The sequence below is a fragment of the Egicoccus sp. AB-alg2 genome, from assembly GCF_041821065.1.
In the GTDB taxonomy this organism is placed as follows: Bacteria; Actinomycetota; Nitriliruptoria; order Nitriliruptorales; family Nitriliruptoraceae; genus Egicoccus.
In genome coordinates this window covers 311,620-329,007 of record NZ_JBGUAX010000008.1, presented here as the reverse complement: position 1 = coordinate 329,007, position 17,388 = coordinate 311,620, and the positions used below count along the sequence as shown (strand labels likewise).

The window sequence follows — 17,388 nt, the reverse complement described above, 5'->3', positions numbered from 1 at the left end:
CTCGTGATCGCGACGTCCACCCTGTCAGTCCTGTTCGGTGTCGACGAGCCCGAGCAGCGCCCGGGCACGGGCCACGATCGCCGGGTCGACGAAGGCCGCGCCGATGCGGGTCGCACCGACGCCCGCGCGGTCGGCCGCATCGGCCGCCGCCACGATCTCGCGCGCCGCAGCGACCTCGCCCCCGCCGGGCGTGAACACCTCGTGCACGGCCGGCAGTTGCCGCGGGTGGATCACCGACTTGCCGTGGAAGCCGAGTGACCGACCGCGCTGCGCGCTCCGCTTCAGGCCGGGCTCGTCCTGGAGGTCGGTGTGCACGCTGTCGACCGGCGGCCCGATGCCGGCAGCCCGCGAATGCACGACCAGTGCCGACCGCGCATACAGGGTCGCGGTGTCGTCGTCGCCGCTGGCAGCGAGGTCGGCCAGCAGGTCCGAACTGCCCAGCGCGCAACGCACGATGCGGGCGGACGCTCCACAGATCTCGGCCAGTGCGACGACGGCCGCCGCCGACTCGATGGTCGGGTAGATCCCGACATCGCCCACCGGCAGCCCGGCCCGGGCCTCGAGGTCGTCGAGTGTGGCCGCGAGCTCGCGGATCGCTGCAGCCGACTCGACCTTCGGGATCCGGACGGCACGAAGTGCGGGCCGCACGACCGCCGCCAGGTCGTCGACGTCCACCCCGTCCGGGCCGGCGTTGACCCGCACGTGGACGTCGCAGGCGGTGTCCTGGCCCGCGATCTCGTCGAGCAGGTCGGCGACCGCGGCCCGCGCACCCTCCTTGGCGGACGGCGCCACGGCGTCCTCGAGGTCGAGGATCACCGCGTCCGCGCCGGCTCGCAGCGCCTTGCGCATCACGTCAGGGTTCGACCCCGGCGCGTAGAGATAGCTGCGGTGAAGGCGGTGATCACGCGACAATGCCACGCTCCCGGAGTTCGGCGACCAACTGCGGGTCCATCCCCAGATCCTGCACGAGCACCTCGTCGGTGTCCGCCGCATGCGGCCGCCCGGTGAACCGGATCCCGCCGGCGGTCTCCGACAGGCGGAACAGCACGTTGTGCTGCAGCAGGCTCCCTAGGCTCGGGTCCTCCACCCGCGTGAGCATCTGGCGAGCCTGGACCTGGGGGTCGGCGACGAGGTCGGCCGGACCATAGACGGGCGCGACCGCGGCGCCGGCCTCGACGAAGATGTCCATGACCTCGTCGCGGGTGCGCTCGGCGATCCACGAGGACACGTAGCCGTCGAGGAGGTCGGCGTGTTCGGCCCGGGTCGCACCCGTGGCGAACCAGGGCTCGTCGACCACTTCGGGATGCCCGACGAGGCGCATGACGCGCTCAGCCACGGCGTCGGCGCTGGTCGAGATCGCGAGCCAATGCCCGTCCGAGGTGCGGTAGAGGTTGCGCGGCGCGTTGTTCGTGGACCGGTTTCCCTGTCGACGCTGTTCGATGCCGAGCTTGTCGTAGACGGTGGGCGCAGGCCCGACCGCGGTCATGATCGGCTCGAGCAGGCTCAGGTCGACGACCTGGCCGCGACCGCCGCGCGCGTCGCGGTGGTAGAGCGCCATCATTACGGCGCCGACACCGCCGATCCCGGCGATCGAGTCGGCCAGACCGAACGCCGGCAGCGTCGGGGGACCATCGGGTTGGCCGGTGAGGTGGGCGAAGCCGCTCATGGCCTCGACCAGGGTGCCGAACGCGGGCCGACCGGCGTACGGGCCGTCCTGACCGAATCCGGTCACGCGCACCAGCACCAGACGCGGATTGGCCTCGTGCAGCACGTCCCAGCCGAGTCCCCACTTCTCAAGCGTGCCGGGACGGAAGTTCTCGATCAGCACGTCCGAGTGCTGCACCAGGTCGAGCAGCACCTCGGCCCCGTCGGGGTCACCGAGGTAGAGGCCGACCGTGCGCTTGTTCCGAGCGATCTCCTTCCACCACAGCCCCTCGCCGTCGACGGCGACACCGTGGCCACGCATCCCGTCGGGTCGTCGCGGATGCTCGACTTTGACGACGTCCGCCCCGAAGTCACCCAGGATCTGGGCGATCAACGGTCCCGCCAGAATCGTGGAACAGTCCACGACCCGCAGGCCGGCGAGAGGCCCTCCCACCTGATCGGCTGCCACGCCCTCCCTTTGTTCCACTTGAAGGAACGAAGATTCTGCCAGTGGAACCGCTCGGGTGTCAACCTCTCACGAATAGACCCGCCACTCCGCGCCCAGTACGCGCTCGGCCGGCTCGCCGCGAAGCCGTTGCGGGGCGACGTTGACCAGCAGGCGGAACAGGTCGGGGCGGCCGTAGGCGTCGACGGCGTCCCGCACCGCACGCTGGCGCTCGAGCTGGTCGAGCTCGACCTCGGCGGTGACGATGCCCTCCTCGCCGAGAAGCGGCCCGCCCAGCCACGAGCCGTCAGGGCCGATCACCCCTGACCCACCGTCGATCCGCCACGAGGTGTCGTCGCGCAGCGGGAAGTCGTCGGGGACGTGCGCCTCGGGGAGGAAGCTGGCGGCGACGACAACGAAACAGCGTCCTTCGACCGCGTACCCGCGGCAGACGATCTCGGCGTTCGGAAACATCCAGTCGTAACCGGGCCAGACCGCGCAGTGGACCTGTTCCCCCGCCAACAGCAGGGCGGCCTTCGCCAGGGTCATCGAGTTGTTGCCGCAGATCAGCCCCCCGAGGCGTCCCGCCGGCGAATCGTGCACCGCGAGCCCGGTCGCGTCCCCGTCGGACCAGACACAGCGCTCGTCGAAGGTCGCCTGCAGCTTCCGGTGGACGTGAACGACCTGCCCCTGCACGTCGATGTGGACCAACGAGTTGTGCAGCAGGTCGCCGGGACCACCTCGCTCGGTCACGCCGAGCACGACCATCGCGTCGTTGCGCGCCGCTGCCTCGCGCACGGGGCCCAGTTCGTCACGGGCCAGGTCGACCGCGCCGGCCCGCAGGTATGCCAGCGCATCGAGCGAACGCCCACGCTCGGGCAACGGGTAGGCGCGCGGCCAGTACGGGAATCCCGGCACGAACGACTCGGGGAACACGATCAGCCTGGCACCGCGGGCGGCGGCCTCGTCGACGAGCGCTGCGGTCTTTTCGACCGTCGCGGCGCGGTCCATGAACACCGGTGCCGCCTGGACGGCTGCCACGGTGACCCGATTGCTGGCACTCATGCTCCCCTCCCTGGGAACAACCCGCGACGCTGTTGCGCAAAGCGGAACGACGTTGTTGCTAGAGGAACACCAGCCTATGCTGTGGGTTCGCGTCCCGGGAGGTCCCCATGGCAGGTCACGACCTGATCATCACCAACGTCCGCATCGTGCGTCCCGACACCAACGAGGTCATCGACGGTGACCTCGCGATCGCGGGCGGCCGGATCGCCGAGATCGGCTCCTCGCTCGACGGCACGGCGGCTGCCGAGGTCGTGGACGGCAAGGGCCGGCTCGCGTTCCCCGGCGCGGTCGACGCTCACCAGCACTGGGGTATCTACAACCCGCTGGACGTCGACGCCGGTTCCGAGTCGCGTGCCGCGGCCCAGGGCGGCGTGACCACCGGCATCACCTACATCCGCACCGGGAGGTACTACCTCAACAAGGGCGGCCCCTACGCGGAGTTCTTCCCCGAGGTGCGGGCACTGACCGACGGCAAGGCCCACGTCGACTACGCCTTCCACGTCGCCCCCATGATGAAGCAGCACATCGACGAGCTTGAGTCGCTGGTCCTCGACCACGGCGTCAGCTCGTTCAAGATCTTCATGTTCTACGGCTCGCACGGGCTGCATGGCCGGTCCGACGACCAGTCGTCGTTCCTGATGACCCCGCCCGACGAACGCTACGACTACGCCCACTTCGAGTTCGTGATGCGCGGCGTGCAGCGCGTCCGCGAGCAGCACCCCGACCTCGCCGACCGGATCTCGCTGTCGCTGCACTGTGAGACCGCCGAGATCATGTCGGCGTACACGCGCATCGTCGAGGAGCAGGGCACGGCCAAGGGCCTCGAGGCCTACCACCTGTCGCGTCCGCCCCACTCCGAGGGCCTGGCCATCACGATCGCGAGCTACCTCGCGCACGAGACCAACCTGGCCAACATCAACCTGCTCCACCTCACCTCGGCCAAGGCGCTCGACGCCGCGATGCGGATGCGCGACGCGTTCCCCCACATCGACTTCCGGCGCGAGGTCACGCTCGCCCACCTGGTCACCGACATCTCGAGCGGCAACATCGGCGCGAAGGTCAATCCGCCGATCCGCCCGCGCGAGGACGTCGAGGCCCTGTGGGAGCACGTGCTCGCCGGCAACCTCGACTGGGTCGTCTCCGACCACGCCTGCTGCCGCGACGAGATCAAGTTCGGAGAGGACCGCGACGATGTGTTCCTGGCCAAGTCGGGCTTCGGCGGCGCCGAGTACCTGCTGCCCGGCATGGTCGGCGAAGGCACCCGGCGCGGCCTGTCGCTGCCCGACATCGCGCGGCTGACCAGCTGGAACCCGGCCCAGCGCTACGGCCTGGGGACCAAGGGCACCCTCGCCCCCGGTTACGACGCCGACGTCGCGCTGGTCGACCCGAGCCGCAGCTTCGTGGTCCGCGCCGAGGACTCCGAGTCCACGCAGGAGTACAGCGCGCTCGAGGGCGTCGAGATCGGCGCCACCGTCACGGACGTGTTCCTGCGTGGTCAGCGCATCGTCGAGGACGGCAACGTGGTCGGGCAGCCGCACGGCCGCTTCCAGCACCGCCCGACCACCCGCTACTGAGCTCGCCCGCCCCGCACACGAATGGTCCGGCCCCTCGGGGCCGGACTATTTCGCGTAGTGTCAGAGGCGGTAGCCGGGAGGCATGCCCGGTGTCAGCGACGTCCACACGCTCTTGACCTGGGTGTAGAGGTCGATGGCCGCCTCGCCGCCCTCCCGCCCGTACCCGGACAGGGCCACACCACCGAACGGGACCCCGACCGACAGCACCCGGTAGGTGTTGATCCACACCGTGCCCACGCGCAGGTCCCGCGCGAGCCGGTGCGCGCGGCCGACGTCGGCGGTCCAGACGCCGGCCGCGAGGCCGAAGTCGGTCTCGTGCGCGAGCCGCAGCGCGTCCTCGTCGTCGGTGAACGGGGCGAGGCAGGCGACCGGACCAAAGATCTCCTCGGCCATGATCGGCATCCGGGGGTCCACGTCGGTGAACACCGTCGGCGGGGTGAAGTAGCCGTTGCGCAACGCCGGGTCGTCGGGCACCGGCGCCTGCGCCGCGATCGTCGCACCCGAGGCCACCCCGGCATCGATCATCGCCAGGGTCTTGTCGCGCTGGCGCGCGGTGGTCTGCGGCCCGACGTTGACGCCGTCCTCGCGCGGGTCGCCGACACGCAGCGCCATGACGCGGTCACGCAGCCTACGGGCGAACTCGTCGAAGACCTGCCGTTGCACGTAGATCCGCGAACCGGCGATGCACATCTGGCCGGTCTGGCCGAAGATGCCGAGCAGCACCGCGTCGAGCGCGGCGTCGAGGTCCGCGTCGGCGAAGATCAGCTGTGGGCTCTTGCCACCCAGCTCCAGGCTGACCGGGGTCAGGTTCCTGGCCGCCGCCTCGGCCACGGCCTTGCCCGTCGCGTGATGCCCGGTGAAGGCGATCACGTCGGGACGCGGGTCGTCGGTCAGGGCGGCGCCAACGTCCGCACCACCGGTCACCACCTGGAGGACGTCGTCGTCGACCCCGGCCTCGGCGACCAGTTCCGCCAGGCGCAGCGCCGTCAACGGGGTCTCCTGCGCCGGCTTGAGCACGAGCGAGTTCCCGAACGCCAGGGCCGGAGCCACCTTGAGCGCGGCGAACACGTAGGGCGCGTTCCAAGGGATGATCCCCAGCGCCAGGCCCCGCGGCTCCCGCAGCGTGTAGGTGTGGTAGCCACCACCAACGGGCACCGTGGTCCCCACCACCTTGTCGGCGAAACCGGCGTAATACTCGAAGGCGGCGGCCGCGCGGCTCGACTCGCCCCGCGTGTTGTGCAGGGGACGCCCGGTGTTGCGCGTCTCGAGCATGGCCAACTCGTCGAGGTGCTCACGCAGCAGGGCGGCGACGCGCTGCAGGCGCCGGCCGCGCTCGGAGGCGGCGACCGTCGCCCAGCCGCGTCCGGCCTTGCGGCCACGCTCAAGGATCCCGTCGAGTTCGGCGAGGGGGGTGTCGGGGACGTCTTCGATGCTCCGGCCGCTCACCGGATCGAACACGGTCGTCATTGCTGGCTCCGATCCGGGTGGTCGGTCAGTAGCAGAGGCAGGCGCCCTCGTACGGTGTAGCGCGCAGGGAGTCGAGCTGGTCCGGCAGGATCGGGTCGTAGGGCTCGTTCCAGTCGAACGGCACCAGGTCCTCCTCGTAGACCGTCGAGAGGGGGCCGCCCTTGGTGCGGAAGATCATCAGGTTGCCCGTCGGCGAACCGAACGGCCCGTGCCATTCCTCGGGCGGACGCCAGAAGTAGGCCCCGGCGTGCATCCGGCCGCGGTGGCCCACCAGTTCGCCCGACAGCAGATACATCTCCTCGACCACGGGGTGCTTCTCGCGGCGGCGGCCCCAGCGCAGCGGCATGGTGCCGAGCACCCAGGTCTGTTCGCCGTCGTGCGGGTCCTGCCGCAGGAACTTGCGGCCGGCGCCGGGCGGGAACTTCGGGTGGAAGTTGGCGCCCCATTCACCGTCGAACGCGTCGACGAACGGCACCGCGCGGGCCTCGTCGAGCAGGCCTTCGGGGGCGGAACCCCCCACGAGGCGGGGCTCACCGGAGTAGAACGCGAGCACCACGGCGCCGCCACGGGACGTGATCCGTTCGTGCTGCCATCCCGCCGGCAGGTGCGCGTAGGTGTAGCGGCGGTGTTCCTGCCCGTCGATGACCAGGTCGCCGCCGAGGACGAACAGTTCCTGGTCGGCCATGACGTGGAACGGCTCCCGGCGGTCGTAGCCGGCCGGGAAGCGGACCAGCGTGCTGGACGCGCCGGTCTCCTCGTCGAGGCTGAGCAGCTTGCTCTCGACGTCGCCGAAGCCGCCGCCGTACAACCCCTGTTGCCAGCCGAGCAGCTGGGACTGGAGGAACTCGGTGAACGCTCTAGCCATGCTGCACTGCCCATGCGTCGTCGCGGGCTTCGTTGCGGATCGGGTGTTGGGGTGGCCCGCTCTCGGCCATCAGCCGCATAAGGCCGGCCATCGCGTCGTCGAGGGCGGCACTGGCCCGCTCGCGGACCTCCGGGTCGGTCGTCCGCGTCGCACCGGGATCGAGGACACCGCTGCGCTCGAGTGCGACCTCGAGGGCGATGCGCTGCGCCCGTTCCTCGTGCAGCTGCGCGGCGAGCTCCATCACGAGGCCGACGACCGTGTCGAGGTCGGCTTCGGAGAAGAACCGCAGGTCGTTCACCACGCCGTCGTCGCTCATGCCACCGTCTCCGCTTCGAGTACCGCCCAGGGGAAGTGCCATTCCTTGCGCTCCGGCCACGCCAACCCGTCGAGGCGGCCCTCGCCGCGTTCGTCGAAGGCGACCCAGCGGGCCTCGAGACCGCGCTCGCGGCACATGCCGACGATGTCGGTGTCGAACAGCATCGGCATGAACGGTTCGTTGTTGCGGGCGCCGTGCTCGCGCATGGCGAGATCGCGGGGGCCGTCGCCGGTGGGCTGGAAGTCGAGGATCCGGACCGAGCCGCCGGGAGCGAGGATGCGTGCGATCTCGCTGAACACCTCGGCCAGGTCGGCAGGCGGGATCTCGTGGATCAGCATGGTGGCAGTGACCAGGTCGACCGAGCCGTCCTGGAAGGGCGTCGCGGCGGCATCGGCCTGGACGAAACGGATCGGCAGGCCGTGTGCGGCCGCCTGCGCGTGGGCGAGCCGGAGCACCGGCGCGGCGAGGTCGACCCCGATCACCTCGGCCTGGGGGTAGACGCGGGCGAAGGGTCGGGTGCTCTTGCCGAACCCGCAACCGAGATCGACGATCCGCCGCGGCTCGCGCGCCGGGGTGGCCGTGCGCGTCAGCAAGTCGTGGAATAGGTAGTCGTCGTTGCCCCCCATCATGACGATCTTGGCGCCCATCTCGTAGACGAGCGCCGCCTCCTCGTTGTCCCACAGACCGCCGGGCTGGATGTGGATGTCGTACTCGGTGTAGTACGCCGGCGGCACCAGATCGGGGTCGAGTTCCAGGCTGCCCGGCGCGTCGTCGGGTTCCGGGAGCGCCAGACGCTGCCGGCGGACCACGTCGGTGATGGCGCGCCACATCATCTTCTGCACGCCGCGTTCGCCCCAGGCGAACCACGGATACTGCGGCTGCGCGTGCACGACCGGCGCGACCTCGTCGACGGGGCGGCCGGCGACCTCGGGGTCGGCGGTGCGGGCGGATGCGACGAGGGCGGGGTAGAGCGTGTCCCCCCACCGTTGGCGCAGGCGCAGGACGAAGTCGAGTCGCGCCTGTTCGGCGACGTCGAGTCGCGCCGGCTCGACGACATCGAGTCGCACCGGCGCGGCGGCGGATGATTCGGCGACCACAGGTCCTCCATTCCTCCCGGCACGCCCGTGCACGATCCCGGATGCGCAGATCGTTCCGCAGGGCGGTACGCTGTACCGTCAGCGTAGACGGTTCGGGGGCAGAGCGGCAAGAGGAGCCGGGCATGGCGCGCAAGGGCGGACTGGTCGCTGGCGCGGCCTGCACGATGGACCCCGACCAGCCGCTGCTCTCCCCGGCCTACGTCGGCTGGGACGGCGGGACCCTGGTCGAGATCCGCCCACCGCGGTCCGGCGACCTCGATGCCGACGGGGTGCACGACCGGCACGACGCCCTCGTCCTGCCGGGATTCGTCAACGTCCACCACCACGTCACCAGTGCCGGGCTCACCGGCGTGGAACCCGAGGCCCAGCCGGGGCTCGGCGCCGCGCCGCCCGAGGCACGACGTCGGTTCGTCGCCGCGATCGACCAGGACCGGTCCCGGGCACTCGCCGCGTTGGGCTTCCTCGAACTGGCGCGCGCCGGCGTGACCACGACGACGGATTCCCAGGCCGCATGGAAGGGCGACCGTCGCGTCGACGGGGCCATCGAGGCGGCTGCGAGCAGTGGGCTGCGGGTGCACTTCTCGGCCGCGTTCCTCGACCGCACCGAGTTGATCCCACCCCAACAGCAGCACACGCCCGACGGCGCCGTGCAGGAACTCGACCGGCTCCGGAACCTCTTCGCGGGCGACCGCCTCGAGATCGAAGGCGAGCCGCTCTCGCTCCCCCGCGCCACCGACGACCTCGTTCGGGCGCTGCACGGCGCCCGGCACCGCCGAGCCGCCATGCATCTGACCTACTCCCGCGCTTTCGAGCGATGGGCCGACGAGACGCTCGGCCGGCGGGCCGTCGAACACCTCGACCATCTCGGTGTACTCGATGCCGGGTGGTTGTTCGCCCATCCGGTCCACCTCGACGCCAACGAACTGCGCCTGCTGGGGCAGGCGGGCGCCGGTACGGCGTACTGCCCGGTCAGCAACCTGCACATGGGGCTCGAGATCCCCGACCTGCGCCCGCTGCGTGCCGCCGGCCTCACCCTCGGTCTCGGGCTCGACCATCCCAACGGCAACCACGACGTGCTGCAGAACGCCAAGGTGGCGACGATCGCCCAGCGGTCCGCGGCGGGCGACCCGGACGCCTGGACCGCCCTGGACAGCCTCGAGGCACTGACTGTCGGGGGCGCGGCGGCGCTGGGACTCGAGGGCCGGGTCGGGCGTCTTGCCGTGGGTTACGCGGCGGACGTCGTCGTGCTGGCCGGCCTGCTGCCACCGGTCCTCACCGTGGGCAGGATCGCTGAACGCGTGGTCATGGCGGGCGCCCGCGAGCACGTCTCCGACGTCGTCGCCGAGGGCCGGTGGCTCGTGCGCGACGGGGCAGTCGTTGGCAGCGACGAGGACGCGATCCGGCGCGACGCCGTCGCGGCGCAGGATGCCCTGCTCGCCGCCGCGGCGCGCTGAGCAGCTTGCCGCGGTATTTCCCTGTGTGAAACAGTGTCATAAATAGTGGTACAGGAGTTTGCTCGTGGAACGCGCACTGGCCTCCAGGCCGCCCGGCTATCTGCACCTGCGCCTGGCCGGCGATCCGGAGAGACGACCGACGGTGGCCTTCATCCACCAGAGCCCCTCGTCCGGCCGGATGTGGCTGCCGGTGATGGAGCAGCTCGCGCCGGAGATCCGCACCTGCGCGATCGACCTGTTCGGCTACGGCGAGTCCGACCCGCCACAGTGGCAGTTGTCGCTCGAGGAGCACGCCGAGCACGTGGTCGCCGCGATCCGCGACGTCACCGACGGCCCGCTGGTCGTCGTCGGCCATCACACCGGCGCCGTGCTCGCGGCGCAGGTCGCGGCCAGCGAGCCCGACCTCGTCCGAGGCCTGATGCTGTCGGGCTACCCGTACTACCCGGACTGGCAGACCAAGTTCTCGCGCCTGGGACCGGCGCTGCGGCCGGCCGACATCTCCCGCGAGGGCACCGAACTGCTCGACATCTGGCGCTACGTGACCGGCCCGCTGGAGGACGACCCGGACCCCGACGTCGCGCTGACCATCATGGCCGACCGCCTACGCGCCGGCCGGCAGTGGTTCACCGGCTACGTCCAGCTGCTGGGCGCGGACCTGCCGGCCATCCTCGACCGCGCCGCCACCGTGGCGCCGTCGCGGCCGACCAGCATCCTCACCGCCGACCGCGACCCGCTCCGGGGCTTTGCCGCGGCCGTTGCCGCTCGTTTCGGTGTCGAACCGGTCTCGATCGCGGGCACGTCTTGGGTCTCGTACGAGCACCCGGAACGGATGGCCGAACCGATCGCCGAACTCGTCGCGCGCGTTCGCGCCTGACCGCGAAGGGCTCGCCTTGGCACGCACGGACCTGCTCATCATCGGCGGTGGCACGGCCGGCCTGGCCGCCGCCGTGACGGCCAGCGAACTCGGGATCGCCGCGACCGTCGTAGAGAAGACCGACGATCTCGGCGGCCAACTCCATTGGTCCTTCGGGCAGTTCAGTGCTGCGGGGACACTGCTGCAGCGCGAGCGCGGGATCGAGGACACGCCCGACGAGCACTACGCCGACGTGATGCGCATCGGCCACGAGCTCGCGACCCCGCACCTGGTGCGGCTGGCGGTTGACCGGGCCGGCCCCATGGTCGACTGGCTCGAGTCGCTGGGCTTCCCCTTCGCGCCCGAGAGCCCCGCGCTGGTCTACGGCCACGAGGTCTATTCCAGGCCGCGGACCTACTGGGGCGCCGGTCCCCGCACCGAGGGCGGCCTGGCGATCCTGCGGACGCTGCGGCCCCGCGTCGGCGACGGCATCGACGTGCGGCTGGGGCATCGCGTCACCGACCTGCTAGTCGAGGACGGCGCGGTCGTCGGGGCCAGGGTCGCATCCGCCGACGGCGAGTTCGAGATCCGTGCGCGGGCCACGCTGCTCACCACGGGCGGGTATGCGGCCAACCGCGCGCTGCTGGCCGAACAGCAGCCGCGCTGGCCCAGCGCCCTGGTCGGTTGTCGCGACCACGCGACCGGCGACGGTCACGAGATTCTGCGACGCCGATTCGGGACCCGCCTGATCCGGGGCGAGGAATACATCCCGACCATGGGCCTGATCGAGGACCCCGACCGGCCGCTGTTCGGGTTCCGCCTCCACGACCAGCGCCTCATCGTCGATGCGAACTCGCGGCTGCCCTGGGAGCTGTGGGTCAACCGGCGCGGCGAACGCTTCGTGGCCGAGGACGTACGCTCGCCACACCAGCGCGAACAGCGGCTGCTGGACCAGCCCGACATGGCCATCGCCGCGATCTGGGACCAGCACGCCGTGCGCGAGGGGCCACCCGCGATCGGGCCCGACTGGACCCGCGAACGCGAACTCGAGGAGGCCGAGCGGGGCGCATGGCTGCACCGGGCCGACTCCCTGGCCGAGCTGGCCGCCAAGCTCGACGTCGACGCCGACGGGCTCGCAGCGACGGTCGACGCCTATAACCGGGCGGTGGCGGCCGGGGAGCCGGACCCGCTGGGCCGCGAGCACCGGCCGGCGACGATCAGCGAGCCGCCCTTCTACGGCGTGTTCAGCCGTGGCGGGATGTTGCTCACACGCGGTGGTCCCGAGGTCGACGAGCAGCTACGGCCGCTAGACGGCGACGGGCACCCCGTCGAGGGCATCCGCCTCGCCGGCGAGGTGCTCGGCATGAGCCAGTTCTCGGGCGACGCGTTCGCCGGCGGCATGAGCATCGGGCCGGCGCTGTCGCTGGGCCGTTGGGCCGTGGAGCGCTTCGCCGAAGGCGACTGGGACTGACTCCCCCGTTCTGGCGCCAGCGGTGCCGGGGCGGCGAGAACTCACACGTCACGGCCGGCCACCCAGGTCCGCAGCATCGCCTGCGCGACCTCGACGTCCGTCGCCCCCAGCCTCGCGCCGGCGGCGCCTATCGCGCCGACGGTGTGCCCGTCCACCTGCAGGCACAGCCCGCCCATAGACAGCACGAGCGGGTGTGGGCTGGTCCCGAGCAGCGTCTCGTACACGACCGGACGTCGTTCGGCCATATCGAGCGTGTCGGCCGTCGGGCGGCCGAACCACAGTGCGGTCCGCGCCTTCGCCGGTGCCGCGTCGACGGCGGCCGGGGTCGCATCGGTCGTGCGCGCGAACGCGACCAGGCGCGCGCCGCCGTCCACGAACGCCACGGCCATTGGCGAACCGATCGCCTCCGCGATCTCGATGCCGACGCGGACGACCTCAGCAGCCAGGGCTGGCGCGAAGGGCACGGACATGACGTCTCCGATGCAACCGACGAACACGGCGCGTATTACGCTACACGAAACAGCGTTACGCCTGAAGGAACAATGGTGCGCAACTTCCTCCTCGTTCTCCATATTTTGTTGCTGGTCGCGTGGCTCGGGATTGACGTCGGCGTGTTCACGTCCAGCTTCTTCATCCGGCGACGCGGGCTGTCCGGCGACGCGCGGGTGGAGCTGCGCCGCCTGATGCGCGGGCTCGATCTGGCGCCGCGCCTGTCGCTCGTCTTGATGATCCCGGTGGGGCTCGGGCTGGCCGACGTGGGCGGGTACGCCCAGGTGCCGACCTGGGTGCTCGCACCGGTCACCATCATTGGGATCGCGTGGGCCGGCCTGTCGGTGTGGTCGTTCCGCCGCCTGGCCGTGCTCGGTAGCCCGGATCCCGGGAGGGCGCCGGCGGGTTGGTTCCGCAAGCTGGACCTGTGGCTGCGTCTGGTCGCGGTCGCCGGCTTCATGGGGTTCGGCGCCGCCAGCCTGGTCGGGGCCAGCGACGTGTTCCCAGCCGACTTCGTCGCCATCAAGGCGGTCATGTTTGGCACGCTGATCCTGGCCGGGCTGCGCATCCGCAGCGCCGCGGCACCCTTCACGCCGGCGCTGCGCTCGGTGGTCGAGGAGGGCGAGGCCGAGGAGCAGCTCGTCGTCATGGACCAGGCGATGCGTCGCGTGTACCCCGCCGTGCTCTACATCTGGGGCGGCCTCGTCGTCATGACCTTCGTCGCGGTGTTCCGCCCGACCCTCGGCTGAGCTCGCCGCGGCAAGCCGCCCGACTCAGGCGACGATGACGGGGGCGATCTCGCCGGCGTAGTGGCAGGCCACGCGGCGCCCGCCGACCTCGACCAGCGGCGGCGCGTCGGTGGCGCAGTGTGGGCGGGCGATAGGGCAGCGCGTGTGGAACGAGCAGCCCGTCGGCGGCTGCAAGGGCGAGGGCTGTTCGCCGCTGAGCACGATCCGTTCGCGGCCCGCCTCGGCGTCGGGATCCGCCACGGGCGTGGCCGATAGCAGCGAGGCCGTGTAGGGGTGTTGGGGGGCGAACACGACCTCGTCGGCCGTGCCCTCTTCGACGATCTCGCCGAGGTACATGACCGCGATGCGGTCCGAGATCTGATGGACGAGCGCCAGGTCGTGGGCGATCACCAGGGTCGTGAGGCCGAGGTCGTCCTGCACCCGATTGAGCAACGAGATGATCTGCGCCTGGATGGAGACGTCGAGCGCCGAGACCGGCTCGTCCGCGACCAGCAGCTGCGGTTCGAGGGCGAGCGCGCGGGCGACCGAGATGCGCTGGCGCTGGCCCCCCGAGAACTGTGCCGGTGATCTCTCGGCCGCCGACGCATCCAGGCCGACGACTTCGAGCAGTTCGGCGACGCGGCCGCGGATCCAGTTGCGGTTGCCGCGCCGGTGCACGCGCAGCGGCTCGCCGATGACGTCGCCGACGCGCATCCGCGGATCGAGGCTGCCGAACGGGTCCTGGAAGATCATCTGCATACGGCTGCGGTACGGCCGCAGCTGACGGTCGGACAGCGGGGCGAGGTCTTGACCGTCGAACAGGATGCTGCCGGCGGCTGGCCGCTCGGCCCGCACGATCGTGCGGGCCAACGTCGACTTGCCCGAACCGCTCTCGCCGACCAGGCCGACGGTCTCACCCCGCTGGATCGCGAGGTCGACGGACCGCACCGCCTGCAGCGCCTGATGCCGCCCGACGCGGAAGTGCACGCTGAGTTGCTGGACGTCGACGAAGGGTGCCATCACGCCTCGCTCCCGTTTGACAGGCCCCAGGGGTGGTAGCAGGCAAGCAGGCGGCCGTCGACCGGGGCGAAGGGCGGCTGCTGGTCGCGGCAGGCGTCCGTGGCGTTGGCGCACCGCGGCGCGAAGGCGCAGGCGTCGCCGACCGTGCCGGCGCGCGGCGGCACCCCGGGGATGGGAACCAAAGGAGTGCGGGAGCGGTCAAACTTCGGCACGGCGCGCAGGAGCCCGGCGGTGTAGGGGTGCCGTGGGGTCTGCATCACCTGGCGGGCCGTACCGGCCTCGGCCATCCGACCGGCGTAGATGACCTGGATGCGATCGCACAGTGACGCCGCCACACCCATATCGTGGGTGATCAGCATCAGTGCCCGGTCCCCCAGCAGGGCCCGCAGGCGTTCCATGATCTGCGCCTGGATCGTCGCGTCGAGGGCCGTCGTCGGCTCGTCGGCGATGATGATGCTCGGCTCGTTGATGATGGCCAGGGCGATCATGATGCGCTGGCGCAGACCACCGGAAAGCTGGTGGGGGTACACGTCGAGTCGTTCCACCGGTGACGGGATCCCGACGGCGTCAAGCACCTCAATGGCCCGGGCACGTGCTTCCTTGCGCCCGATCCCGGTGCGGCGCGCGACCTCGATGAGGGTGCTGCCCACAGTGCGAACCGGGTTCAGGCCGCTCATCGCGTCCTGGAAGACCATCCCTATCTCGCGCGACCGGATCTTGGTCCACTCGCGGTCGCCCAGCCCGACGACCTCACGGCCACGCAGACGGACCGAGCCGCGAACGCGGCCGGGCCGCGGCACCAGACCGAGCAGTGCCCGGGCGCTCATGGTCTTGCCGGACCCGGACTCGCCGACGAAACCGAGCGCCTCACCGCGATGGAGCGAGAACGACACCCGATCGACGATCGGCAGCCACCGCCCACCCCCGACCGGGAACTCCACGGTGAGCTCGTCGACTTCGAGCAGGGGCGTGTCTGCGGCGGCGGGAGTGGCCTTGACAGGGGTGGGCTCTTCGACGCGATTCGTCATTCCTGCTCGACCCCCACGTTCCAGCGCTGGTTCAGTCCGTCCCCGAGCATGTTCGCCGTGATGACCGCCAGCACGACCGCGGCGGCGGGCCCCCACAGCAGCCACGGGGCGGTAAAGATGCCGTCGCGGGCAGCGAAGAGCATGTTGCCCCAGGAGGGCGCCCCGACCGGCGCGCCGATCCCGAGGTAGGACAGCGCGGCTTCGGCAACGAGCAGGTCGGCGAATAGGAACGCGAACATGACGGTCACGCGCGCACGCAGACCTCGCAGCACGTACGTGAACAGGATCCGGGCCGGCGGGACGCCGATGAGCCGGGCCGCGAGGATGTACTCGCGTTCCTTGAGCGCGCGGGTCTCGGCGTAGACGACCCGGGCGACCGACACCCAGGCGACGGAGCCGAGCACGATGATCAGGGTCGTGAAGCCGCGGCCCACCACCGCGATTATTGCGGTGGCGAGCACGAAGTAGGGGAACGAGATCGCCATGTCGATCACACGGGTGATGACGTTGCGCACGATCCCCTCGGACCAGCCCGCGGCGACGCCGAGGATGGTGCCGATGGTGGTGGCCATGGTCGCGGCGAGGAAGCCCACCGGCAACGACCAGCGGAAGCCGGCGGCGACGCGCGCGAACACGTCGCGACCGAGTTGGTCGGTGCCGAGCAGGTGCCCGTCGGTCATCGGCGGCAGCAGTCGGTCTGTGAGTGCCTGGTGGGTGGAGGTGTAGCCGGCGATCTGTTCCCCGAAGAGGAAGATCGCGACGAGGATGAACAGGCCGATGGCGCCGACGACCAGCATGGCCGGAACCGGTCGGCGCGCCTTGCGCCGCTTCGAGACGGCCGGCGGGGCCAGCGCGGTCGGTTCGGTGGCTGCGGTCATGACCAGCGCGCCTTGAGCCGAGGGTCGATGAGGGGAAACAGGATGTCCACCACCGCATTGATGACGTACACGAGGGTCGCGATTACGAAGACCGACGCCTGGATGACGGGGAAGTCGGTCGAGCGCACGCCCTGCACGAGCAGCAGGCCGAGTCCGGGCCAGGCGAAGATCGTCTCGACGATCAGGGATCCTCCCATCAAGAACCCGAACTGGACCCCGACTAGGGCGAGGGTGCCGAGCAGGGCGTTGGGCATCGCATGGCGCCACAGCACGACGGCGCCGGGCGCACCGCCGGCACGGGCCGTGCGCACGTACTGTTGCGACATCGCGTCTTCGACGTTGGCTGCGGTCAGCCGGATCGTGCGGGGCAGCAGGAAAGAGGCGAGCGTGAGGGCGGGCAGAAGGGCGGCCAGCGGGTGTTGGTTGCCGATGCTCGGCAGCCACCCGAGTTGCACGGCGAAAATCTGGATCAGCAGGAGGCCGATCACGAACGCCGGGATGCCCTGCATGATCAGCACAGCGACGAGCGTGGCGCGCCGTTCGGGCCGCCATGGGCGGGCGCCGAGGAAGCCGCCGATGAACAGGCTGAGCAGGAGGTTGAGCGCGATGGCCACGACGGCGAGCTGGATGGTGGCCGGTATCCGCTCGAGCACGAGTTCGAGCGCGACCCGGTTCGAGCTGAACGACGTGCCGAAGTCCGCGCGGGCGAGTTGGGACAAGAACGTCACGTACTGGACGGGGAGCGGCCGATCCAAGCCGTAGAACGCTTCGATCTCCGCGATCTGTTGCGGGGTGGCGTTCTCCCCCGCCATGACCAGGGCCGGGTTCCCAGTCGAGCGCAGGAGCATGAACAGGACCGTGGAGACGACCAGCAGCAACACGATCAGTTGCCGCAGCCGTACCCCGAGTTGGCGCAGGACGTACCAACCGAATCCGTGGGAGGACGTGGTTGCCGGTGGGGGCGTGGCCCCTCCCTGTTCGGGAGAGGCCACGT

17 protein-coding genes are annotated in these 17,388 nt (G+C 70.9%); 5 read left to right on the top strand and 12 right to left on the bottom strand.

Features of this window, described 5'->3' with window-relative positions; translation table 11 throughout:
- Nucleotides 1–24: 24 nt before the first annotated feature.
- The 3 genes from ACERM0_RS17655 to ACERM0_RS17645 form a co-directional block, all read right to left on the bottom strand.
- On the bottom strand, nucleotides 25–993 hold the full coding sequence (locus tag ACERM0_RS17655) for a CoA ester lyase (RefSeq protein WP_373679930.1): 969 nt from the start codon (nucleotides 991–993) through the stop codon (nucleotides 25–27).
- On the bottom strand, nucleotides 902–2,098 hold the full coding sequence (locus tag ACERM0_RS17650; RefSeq protein WP_373679957.1) for a CaiB/BaiF CoA transferase family protein: 1,197 nt from the start codon (nucleotides 2,096–2,098) through the stop codon (nucleotides 902–904). The genes ACERM0_RS17655 and ACERM0_RS17650 overlap by 92 nt, the downstream gene beginning before the upstream one ends.
- Before the next feature lie 81 nt (nucleotides 2,099–2,179).
- Nucleotides 2,180–3,154, bottom strand: coding sequence for a carbon-nitrogen hydrolase family protein (locus ACERM0_RS17645; RefSeq protein WP_373679929.1), 975 nt, complete (start codon nucleotides 3,152–3,154; stop codon nucleotides 2,180–2,182).
- A 107-nt stretch (nucleotides 3,155–3,261) separates the two neighbouring features.
- Between ACERM0_RS17645 and ACERM0_RS17640 the strand changes: the two genes are divergently transcribed.
- A complete protein-coding gene (locus tag ACERM0_RS17640) occupies nucleotides 3,262–4,728 on the top strand; it encodes a dihydroorotase family protein (protein ID WP_373679928.1) in 1,467 nt (488 codons plus the stop codon).
- 60 nt (nucleotides 4,729–4,788) lie between these two features.
- Here ACERM0_RS17640 and ACERM0_RS17635 read toward each other — a convergent pair whose 3' ends face one another.
- From ACERM0_RS17635 to ACERM0_RS17620, 4 genes are read right to left on the bottom strand one after another with little or no spacing between them, the layout of a single operon-like run.
- Nucleotides 4,789–6,195 carry an aldehyde dehydrogenase family protein gene (locus ACERM0_RS17635; protein ID WP_373679927.1) on the bottom strand — a complete coding sequence of 469 codons (1,407 nt, stop codon included), beginning with the start codon at nucleotides 6,193–6,195 and terminating at the stop codon, nucleotides 4,789–4,791.
- Between the two features lie 25 nt (nucleotides 6,196–6,220).
- A complete protein-coding gene (locus tag ACERM0_RS17630; RefSeq protein WP_373679926.1) occupies nucleotides 6,221–7,060 on the bottom strand; it encodes a cupin domain-containing protein in 840 nt (279 codons plus the stop codon).
- The gene (locus ACERM0_RS17625; RefSeq protein ID WP_373679925.1) at nucleotides 7,053–7,376 is read right to left on the bottom strand and encodes a hypothetical protein; all 324 of its coding nucleotides are present in this window, start codon (nucleotides 7,374–7,376) and stop codon (nucleotides 7,053–7,055) included. The genes ACERM0_RS17630 and ACERM0_RS17625 overlap by 8 nt, the downstream gene beginning before the upstream one ends.
- On the bottom strand, nucleotides 7,373–8,473 hold the full coding sequence (locus tag ACERM0_RS17620; RefSeq protein ID WP_373679924.1) for a class I SAM-dependent methyltransferase: 1,101 nt from the start codon (nucleotides 8,471–8,473) through the stop codon (nucleotides 7,373–7,375). The genes ACERM0_RS17625 and ACERM0_RS17620 overlap by 4 nt, the downstream gene beginning before the upstream one ends.
- Nucleotides 8,474–8,595: 122 nt before the next feature.
- Here ACERM0_RS17620 and ACERM0_RS17615 point away from each other — a divergent pair, with 122 nt between their 5' ends.
- The 3 genes from ACERM0_RS17615 (at nucleotide 8,596) to ACERM0_RS17605 (ending at nucleotide 12,251) form a co-directional block, all read left to right on the top strand.
- Complete coding sequence (locus tag ACERM0_RS17615; protein WP_373679923.1) at nucleotides 8,596–9,927, top strand: amidohydrolase family protein; 1,332 nt, start codon at nucleotides 8,596–8,598, stop codon at nucleotides 9,925–9,927.
- A gap of 64 nt (nucleotides 9,928–9,991) precedes the next feature.
- Complete coding sequence (locus ACERM0_RS17610; protein WP_373679922.1) at nucleotides 9,992–10,801, top strand: alpha/beta fold hydrolase; 810 nt, start codon at nucleotides 9,992–9,994, stop codon at nucleotides 10,799–10,801.
- 16 nt (nucleotides 10,802–10,817) lie between these two features.
- Nucleotides 10,818–12,251 (top strand): FAD-dependent oxidoreductase, encoded by a 1,434-nt coding sequence (locus tag ACERM0_RS17605; RefSeq protein WP_373679921.1) that lies wholly within the window; start codon nucleotides 10,818–10,820, stop codon nucleotides 12,249–12,251.
- A gap of 41 nt (nucleotides 12,252–12,292) precedes the next feature.
- On the opposite strand, the gene ACERM0_RS17600 is transcribed toward ACERM0_RS17605, so the two are convergent.
- Entirely contained in the window at nucleotides 12,293–12,823 is a 531-nt protein-coding gene (locus tag ACERM0_RS17600) for a heme-binding protein (RefSeq protein ID WP_373679920.1), read from the bottom strand.
- Here ACERM0_RS17600 and ACERM0_RS17595 point away from each other — a divergent pair.
- On the top strand, nucleotides 12,797–13,489 hold the full coding sequence (locus tag ACERM0_RS17595; protein WP_373679919.1) for a hypothetical protein: 693 nt from the start codon (nucleotides 12,797–12,799) through the stop codon (nucleotides 13,487–13,489). The two genes, ACERM0_RS17600 and ACERM0_RS17595, sit on opposite strands and share 27 nt — an antisense overlap.
- Nucleotides 13,490–13,513: 24 nt before the next feature.
- Here the strand turns inward: ACERM0_RS17595 and ACERM0_RS17590 are convergent, their stop codons facing one another.
- The 4 genes from ACERM0_RS17590 to ACERM0_RS17575 are packed head-to-tail and all read right to left on the bottom strand — an operon-like array spanning nucleotide 13,514 to nucleotide 17,386.
- Entirely contained in the window at nucleotides 13,514–14,488 is a 975-nt protein-coding gene (locus tag ACERM0_RS17590; RefSeq protein WP_373679918.1) for an ABC transporter ATP-binding protein, read from the bottom strand.
- A complete protein-coding gene (locus ACERM0_RS17585) occupies nucleotides 14,488–15,516 on the bottom strand; it encodes an ABC transporter ATP-binding protein (protein WP_373679917.1) in 1,029 nt (342 codons plus the stop codon). The genes ACERM0_RS17590 and ACERM0_RS17585 overlap by 1 nt, the downstream gene beginning before the upstream one ends.
- Nucleotides 15,513–16,394 (bottom strand): ABC transporter permease, encoded by an 882-nt coding sequence (locus tag ACERM0_RS17580; protein WP_373679916.1) that lies wholly within the window; start codon nucleotides 16,392–16,394, stop codon nucleotides 15,513–15,515. Before ACERM0_RS17580 ends, ACERM0_RS17585 begins: the two co-directional genes overlap by 4 nt.
- Nucleotides 16,391–17,386 carry an ABC transporter permease gene (locus tag ACERM0_RS17575; protein ID WP_373679956.1) on the bottom strand — a complete coding sequence of 332 codons (996 nt, stop codon included), beginning with the start codon at nucleotides 17,384–17,386 and terminating at the stop codon, nucleotides 16,391–16,393. Before ACERM0_RS17575 ends, ACERM0_RS17580 begins: the two co-directional genes overlap by 4 nt.
- Between the last annotated feature and the right edge of the window lie 2 nt (nucleotides 17,387–17,388).

Coding starts and splice junctions, on each gene's coding strand:
- ACERM0_RS17655 (WP_373679930.1), bottom strand. CDS start 993: ATGCGGCGGACACCGACGAGGTGCTCGTGCAGGATCTGGGGATGGACC.
- ACERM0_RS17645 (WP_373679929.1), bottom strand. CDS start 3,154: ATGAGTGCCAGCAATCGGGTCACCGTGGCAGCCGTCCAGGCGGCACCG.
- ACERM0_RS17640 (WP_373679928.1), top strand. CDS start 3,262: ATGGCAGGTCACGACCTGATCATCACCAACGTCCGCATCGTGCGTCCC.
- ACERM0_RS17635 (WP_373679927.1), bottom strand. CDS start 6,195: ATGACGACCGTGTTCGATCCGGTGAGCGGCCGGAGCATCGAAGACGTC.
- ACERM0_RS17630 (WP_373679926.1), bottom strand. CDS start 7,060: ATGGCTAGAGCGTTCACCGAGTTCCTCCAGTCCCAGCTGCTCGGCTGG.
- ACERM0_RS17625 (WP_373679925.1), bottom strand. CDS start 7,376: ATGAGCGACGACGGCGTGGTGAACGACCTGCGGTTCTTCTCCGAAGCC.
- ACERM0_RS17615 (WP_373679923.1), top strand. CDS start 8,596: ATGGCGCGCAAGGGCGGACTGGTCGCTGGCGCGGCCTGCACGATGGAC.
- ACERM0_RS17600 (WP_373679920.1), bottom strand. CDS start 12,823: ATGGAGAACGAGGAGGAAGTTGCGCACCATTGTTCCTTCAGGCGTAAC.
- ACERM0_RS17590 (WP_373679918.1), bottom strand. CDS start 14,488: ATGGCACCCTTCGTCGACGTCCAGCAACTCAGCGTGCACTTCCGCGTC.
- ACERM0_RS17585 (WP_373679917.1), bottom strand. CDS start 15,516: ATGACGAATCGCGTCGAAGAGCCCACCCCTGTCAAGGCCACTCCCGCC.
- ACERM0_RS17580 (WP_373679916.1), bottom strand. CDS start 16,394: ATGACCGCAGCCACCGAACCGACCGCGCTGGCCCCGCCGGCCGTCTCG.